Annotated in this window: 7 protein-coding genes; 6 read left to right on the top strand and 1 reads right to left on the bottom strand. The window is 43.4% G+C overall.

Features of this window, described 5'->3' with window-relative positions:
• The first annotated feature begins 288 nt into the window (after window positions 1–288).
• Both VGB26_13610 and rpsU read left to right on the top strand, forming a co-directional pair.
• Window positions 289–528 (top strand): CDGSH iron-sulfur domain-containing protein, encoded by a 240-nt coding sequence (locus VGB26_13610; protein ID HEX9758814.1) that lies wholly within the window; start codon window positions 289–291, stop codon window positions 526–528.
• A gap of 381 nt (window positions 529–909) precedes the next feature.
• On the top strand, window positions 910–1,101 hold the full coding sequence (gene rpsU, locus VGB26_13605) for a 30S ribosomal protein S21 (protein HEX9758813.1): 192 nt from the start codon (window positions 910–912) through the stop codon (window positions 1,099–1,101).
• A 122-nt stretch (window positions 1,102–1,223) separates the two neighbouring features.
• Here the strand turns inward: rpsU and VGB26_13600 are convergent, their stop codons facing one another.
• Entirely contained in the window at window positions 1,224–1,586 is a 363-nt protein-coding gene (locus VGB26_13600) for a hypothetical protein (GenBank protein ID HEX9758812.1), read from the bottom strand.
• Between the two features lie 286 nt (window positions 1,587–1,872).
• On the opposite strand from VGB26_13600, the gene VGB26_13595 reads away from it, so the two are divergent.
• From VGB26_13595 to VGB26_13580, 4 genes are all read left to right on the top strand, one after another.
• Complete coding sequence (locus VGB26_13595; protein HEX9758811.1) at window positions 1,873–2,469, top strand: pentapeptide repeat-containing protein; 597 nt, start codon at window positions 1,873–1,875, stop codon at window positions 2,467–2,469.
• Between the two features lie 40 nt (window positions 2,470–2,509).
• Complete coding sequence (locus VGB26_13590; GenBank protein HEX9758810.1) at window positions 2,510–3,331, top strand: tetratricopeptide repeat protein; 822 nt, start codon at window positions 2,510–2,512, stop codon at window positions 3,329–3,331.
• A 606-nt stretch (window positions 3,332–3,937) separates the two neighbouring features.
• Window positions 3,938–4,495, top strand: a complete 558-nt coding sequence (rfbC, locus tag VGB26_13585) for a dTDP-4-dehydrorhamnose 3,5-epimerase (GenBank protein ID HEX9758809.1) — start codon at window positions 3,938–3,940, stop codon at window positions 4,493–4,495.
• Between the two features lie 32 nt (window positions 4,496–4,527).
• Complete coding sequence (locus VGB26_13580; protein ID HEX9758808.1) at window positions 4,528–5,457, top strand: GGDEF domain-containing protein; 930 nt, start codon at window positions 4,528–4,530, stop codon at window positions 5,455–5,457.
• The last annotated feature ends 260 nt before the right edge of the window (window positions 5,458–5,717 follow it).

Raw genomic sequence — 5,717 nt, 5'->3', positions numbered from 1 at the left:
CAAGCACTACAGATTTTCAAGAACAATCTATATTCTATGCATTAGCCGTCATTCCCGCGAAACCTGTCCTCGAATGCCTCTATCGGGGAGCGGGAATCCAGAAGTTGTTGATTTTAAAGAGCCTGGATTCCTGCCTGCCGGCAGGCGGGCCCGATAAAACATTCGGGAATGATAGACTCAGATTTCAACACCGCCAAAATACGTTAGTGAATTTACGAAAAAGAGCACTAAGTAAGCTAAATAAAACCCGCATGGATTAACTTAATATAACCAACAAGGAGGTGGAGAATGGCTGAACCTAAAATTGCACAAAAAAGTCCTTATGTCCTGGAAGTTGAACCCGGAACCTATGCCTGGTGCCGGTGCGGATTATCCCAAAAACAACCCTATTGTGATGGGTCCCACAAAGGAACAGGAATGTCCCCCGAGGTTGTTCAAATTGAAGAAAAGAAAACGGTTGCTTGGTGTGGATGCAAGCACACAAAAACGCCGCCTTTTTGTGACGGAACCCATTCCAGTTTGACCTAGACCCAAAAGCTTTTAAGAAAACTTCAAGGGAAAAACCGGAAATATTTTAAAGAGGACAAAAAAAAACAAAGGTTTTCTTTATGGAACCCCTTGTTTTTTTACGTTTAGTTTGAAATTATTTCACATGGCCTAAAAACTTCATTAAATTCAAGGTGTTATTGACTTTTAAATTTCCCTCTCATTTCATTTCTTTATTCCTTGACAAAACCCACAGGGTTGGCACATATTAACTATTTGTATAACTTCTTCATTTGAAGGCTTTTTTTAAAAAAAACCTTGAGTTGTATTAGTTAGGTTTTGAAAGTTCATTGTCAAAAGAAACGGTTTCATCATTTATTTCACCTTAAAAAACTTCTAATAATGTAAAGGGGGGAGAAGGTATTGGCAGTCAAGGTGCACGAAAATCAGGTTGAAAAAGCATTAAAGGTCCTCAAAAGGCAATTAGCAAAAGAGGGTCTCCTCAAGGAATTAAAAAGAAGACAATTTTACGAAAAACCATCGGTGAAAAAAAAGCGAAAGCAAAGAGAAGCAAGGAAAAAAAGGCTAAAAGCACTTCGCTATTCCGAAGAATAATTTTTTCCTGCTCAACCCCTTTTTTTGCTGAAAATGTGAGCTTTTAAATTATGAATCAAAAAGGGGGCGTTTCCGGGATGGAAAGACCCCCTTTTTTTTTGGCGGCAGAACAGCCCTGTTCCTTATTTTTGTATCCGGACCAGGTATGTTCTCATCTTTCCATCGATTTCCGTATACGCCACCTTGACCTTCATTCCTAATTTTAAATCCTCTTGGGTCAGAAAGGTCCTTCCTTTTTTCACTTGGGTTTCGTCATTAAAATGAAACCCCTTTTCCAATCTTCGGTTTTTAACAACCAGGAGACCCTGATCCGGGTCGATGGCCAGGATCTCTCCTGTCATGGTTCGGGCCTTATCGGTGTTGATGACTTGCTGGCCCTCACCACTTCCAATGATAGATGTTAACGCTCCCGTTTGGGCAATGGCCCCAGGAACCAAAAATAGGCTCAACATCCCTGCAACAGCTAAAGCAAATAAACGGTTCATGGTTAGACCTCCTTTTTAGTTTTGCATTTAAGTTAGATGTTGTTTTGTTAACAACCCCCTTGGATTGCAGAGTTGATGCCAATTTGAATTATCTGGGATTAAGATAAGTTTTTTTAAATATTTCAATAGGTTTTAACCCTTTTAGTTTAATTTGATTTTAAACAGCAATATGATCATCTGTTCAGACCACCCTGAAGGAAAGGACCTCTGGAAAAACCCGAGAATTTCATATCCCCTTTCGTGTATAATTAAAAACTAATATTAAAAAAACGGGGCTTTGGGGAAAATGACCACCCAATACACGCGAAAACAAATTCTCACTTTTGTGATGCAGAAGAAAAATCTCGAAGGGGTTGACCTTTCCGGAGGGAATATTGCAGGCTGTCAATTCACCGGCGCCAATTTTTCAGGGGCCAATTTATCCGAAGCCAACTTGTCACAATCTGATCTCCAGGGTGCCAATCTTTCAGGAGCGGACCTTTCCAAAGCCAACCTCGGTTCTGCCAATTTAAAAGGTGCAAATTTGGAGGAGGCCAATTTATCCGAAGCCAATCTTCTCAAAGCGAACCTTACCCAGGCAAACCTCAAAGATGCCACCCTTCAAGAAGCAAACTTAGCCCAAGCTGATCTTTCGGAAGCAGACCTAACCGAAACGAATCTTCAAAAAACCGTTTTATATGAAACCAACTTTAAAGGGGCGAACCTTAAAAAGGCGAATTTTAGGGAGGTAAATATATCGGAGGGTAATTTCGATGGAGCCAACCTGGCCGAAGCCAATAAAGAAGGGGCATTACAAAAAACAGAAAAAATGAGCCTATCAGACGCCTTAAGGGAATGGGCGGAGGAAAGGCTCAAAAAACAACCCCAAAAAGGAAACCATTAATTACAATTTAAATCCTACAACGCATTCTACCGCTGCATTGATGATGAATACAGAAAAAACCGGATCCGGGTACTTTCAACAAGGAATGATCCTTTTTCATCGAGGAGATTTCCCCGGTGCCCAACGACTCTTAGAATTGGCACTAAAAGAGGCTCGGGAACAAAAAGATCTCCAGCATTTATCAGGAATACTAGGAAACCTTGGAAATATATGTGCCACCCTGGGAGAAACACGAAAAGCGGCAGCGTTTTATCAAGAAGTCTTAGACATTCAAAAGAAAGCCCCGGATTATCGCACCGTGGGACAGACCCTGGTTAATCTGGGAAATCTGTTTAGGGAAAAGGGAGAATCAAATCGTGCCCGTGCGTATTACCTGGAGGCAAAAGATTTCATAGAAAAAGCCCAGGACAATCACTCCCTAGGAACTCTTTTTAGCAATTTGGGCCTTTTAGAAATGCACGCAGGAGAGGTTGGAAAAGCCATTCCTTTTTTTAAAAAGGCTTTGGACCTCCACAAGCAAACAGGAAATGAAGAGGGTTTAGCGGCAACCTGGGGACAGCTCGGAAAGGCTTATCAGTTTCTAAAAGTATTCAAAAAAGCGGAGACCTGTTTTAATTTCTCATACACCCACTTCGGCCACATCGGTCACCCGTCAGGGGAAAAAGAAGCACTGGTTTATCTTGCAGATCTATACGAGTTGAGAGAGCAAAGGGAGCTTTCTCTTCGCTGTTTGGAAAGGGTGTTAGAAATTAACAAGCGCTTCCGTTTTAAAGAACCTGAAGAATTCACAATTCGAGTGAAGAATCTACGAAAAGCGATCCATCCGACTTCTGTCTACCCCAATCTCAAAGCTAAAGGCTAAACTCGTTTAAAAGCAAATAGCCAAACCTCCTCTCCTTTCCCCTCAATTCCCCCTTTGAGAAAGAGGTCCCCTCCAATTCCCCCTCTTTGGAAAAGAGGGGCCAGGGGAGATTCTATAATCTCAAATCCCCCTTATTCCCCCTTTTCTTAAGGGGGAAACTATTTAAACTTCCCTTCTTTAAAAAAGACCCCTCCCTAAATTCCCCTCTTTGGAAAAGAGGGGCCAGGGGAGATTTTATATTCTAATTCCCTTCCTTCCACCTTTGCTCACGTAATTCTCCCCAATTGAGAAAGAGATGCCTCCACAATTTCCCCTCTTTGGAAAAGAGGGACCAGGGGAGATTTTATATTCTAATTCCCTTCCTTCCACCTTTGCCCACGTAATTCTCCCCAATTGAGAAAGAGATGCCTCCACAATTTCCCCTCTTTGGAAAAGAGGGGCCGGGGGAGATTTTATATTCTAATTCCCCTCCTTTCACCTTTGCTAAATGGGAAATTTATTCCCTCCAAAACCCGACCAAGATTCTATTTTGAAATATTGATTAAATAAGGTATATTCTTCATTATTTCTTTTAATAGAGCAAAGCTGTTCCTGGAAAGTTTTTTAATGGAATTTAAAGAAACCGATTTAAAAGAAGTGGTTCTGATTAAACCCGATATTTTTTCGGATGAACGGGGTTTCTTTATGGAAACTTACCATCAGAAAAAATACGCGGAAGCCGGAATTCCGGAATTTTTCGTACAGGATAATTTTTCCAACTCAAAAACCCGAACACTTCGGGGGCTTCATTACCAACTCGGGAAACCCCAAGGCAAACTGGTCTTTGTGCTTTCAGGTGAAGTCTTCGATGTGGTAGTGGACATCCGTAAGGGTTCCTCTCAATTCGGGAAATGGATAGGGGTTCACTTATCCGGCGAAAATAAACTCCAACTATACATTCCCCCTGGATTTGCCCATGGTTTCTGCACCCTATCGGATCAGGCCAACTTTGTGTATAAATGCACCGACCTCTACTCCCCCAAAGATGAGCGCGGAATTATCTGGAATGACCCCACCATCGGAATCCAATGGCCAATCATCTCACCCCTCCTCTCCCCAAAAGATGCCTCTTTCAAAGGGTTGAAGGAGATGGAAGATGATCTTCCCTTGTTTGAGGGTTATTAATTTTTTTAAATCTTTTTGCCATGGTTTACCCAATGATGGATAACAATCCAAAGAAACCCCTTTTCGACGAAGATCCAACACTGATCAAACGCAACCCTAACCTGGACGACAAGAGATTTCGCAAAAATCACGCCTCCCTCATCGTTTTGAAGGGTGCAGAGATCGGCCGAAATTTCCTTCTTAGAAAAACCCGCCAAATCATCGGGCGTAGCCCTGAAGCGGACATCCGTCTTCCGGACCATGGGGCCTCCCGGGAACACGCACGAATCAACTACGAAGGGGATGTACAAAACCAAAAAACAACCTACATTGTCACTGATCTCGGAAGCAAGAACCACACCTTTGTAAACTCCCAGCCCGTGAAATCCGCCCAGCTTCGGGATGGAGATAAGATCCAGATCGGGGAAACGGTGTTGAAGTTCGTCGTCTTGGACGACATCGAAGCGGCCTTCCACGCCGAGGTTCGTGATCTGATTACCTATGACAAACTCACGGGTCTGTTAACCAAGGAATCGCTCTATTTGGCTTTTGAGCGAGAACTCCAGCGTTGCCTTCGCTACAATCTGCCATTGGCAGTCTTAATGATGGACCTTGATTTTTTCAAATCGGTCAACGATCAAAACGGACATTTGATGGGTAGTCACGTGTTGGCCGAGGTCGGCCGTCTTATTCGCCAGTCTATTCGAATCTCCAATGTATCGGGTCGGTACGGCGGGGAGGAGTTTATCAGCTATCTGGCCGAAACCGATTTGGAAGGGGGACGGCTGGCTGCTGAGCGCATCCGAGCCGCCATCGAAGCACATCCATTTACATTCGACAATAAAACCATCCGGGTCACCATCAGCATTGGTGTCTCAAATGCCCCGGGTCACGGACGTGACACTAAAACGCTCGTATCCGCCGCCGATCGGGCACTCTATCGCGCAAAGGAGACCGGGAGAAACCGTGTGTGCACCGCCTAAATGGATTCCACTTCTTCTAAAAAGCCGTCATTCCCGTGGAAACGGGAATCCAGGAATTATATAGACCGCTCTCGGGCTCGTGTTTGGCAGGAAGGATTATACTGAAATAACATCATTACTTAGAGTCTGTATTTTAACATTCAACTTGCTGAATTTGCGTTGAAAAAGTATAGTAGGGAAACAAAATCAGCAAGGAGGATCAATGGAGCTTTTGAACGAACTTTCTTTCACGCTTGAGAAACCGCACTGGGCGGTCAACC

It is taken from the genome of Nitrospiria bacterium (assembly GCA_036397255.1).
GTDB lineage: Bacteria > Nitrospirota > Nitrospiria > DASWJH01 > DASWJH01 > DASWJH01.
The sequence above is the reverse complement of the archived record's forward strand: the minus strand, read 5'-3'. Positions and strand labels throughout refer to the sequence as shown.

Excerpts from the sequence above, each read along its gene's own strand:
- VGB26_13590 (HEX9758810.1), top strand. The coding sequence starts at position 2,510 with ATGATGAATACAGAAAAAACCGGATCCGGGTACTTTCAACAAGGAATG.
- rfbC (HEX9758809.1), top strand. The coding sequence starts at position 3,938 with ATGGAATTTAAAGAAACCGATTTAAAAGAAGTGGTTCTGATTAAACCC.
- VGB26_13580 (HEX9758808.1), top strand. The coding sequence starts at position 4,528 with ATGATGGATAACAATCCAAAGAAACCCCTTTTCGACGAAGATCCAACA.
- VGB26_13595 (HEX9758811.1), top strand. The coding sequence starts at position 1,873 with ATGACCACCCAATACACGCGAAAACAAATTCTCACTTTTGTGATGCAG.
- VGB26_13600 (HEX9758812.1), bottom strand. The coding sequence starts at position 1,586 with ATGAACCGTTTATTTGCTTTAGCTGTTGCAGGGATGTTGAGCCTATTT.
- VGB26_13610 (HEX9758814.1), top strand. The coding sequence starts at position 289 with ATGGCTGAACCTAAAATTGCACAAAAAAGTCCTTATGTCCTGGAAGTT.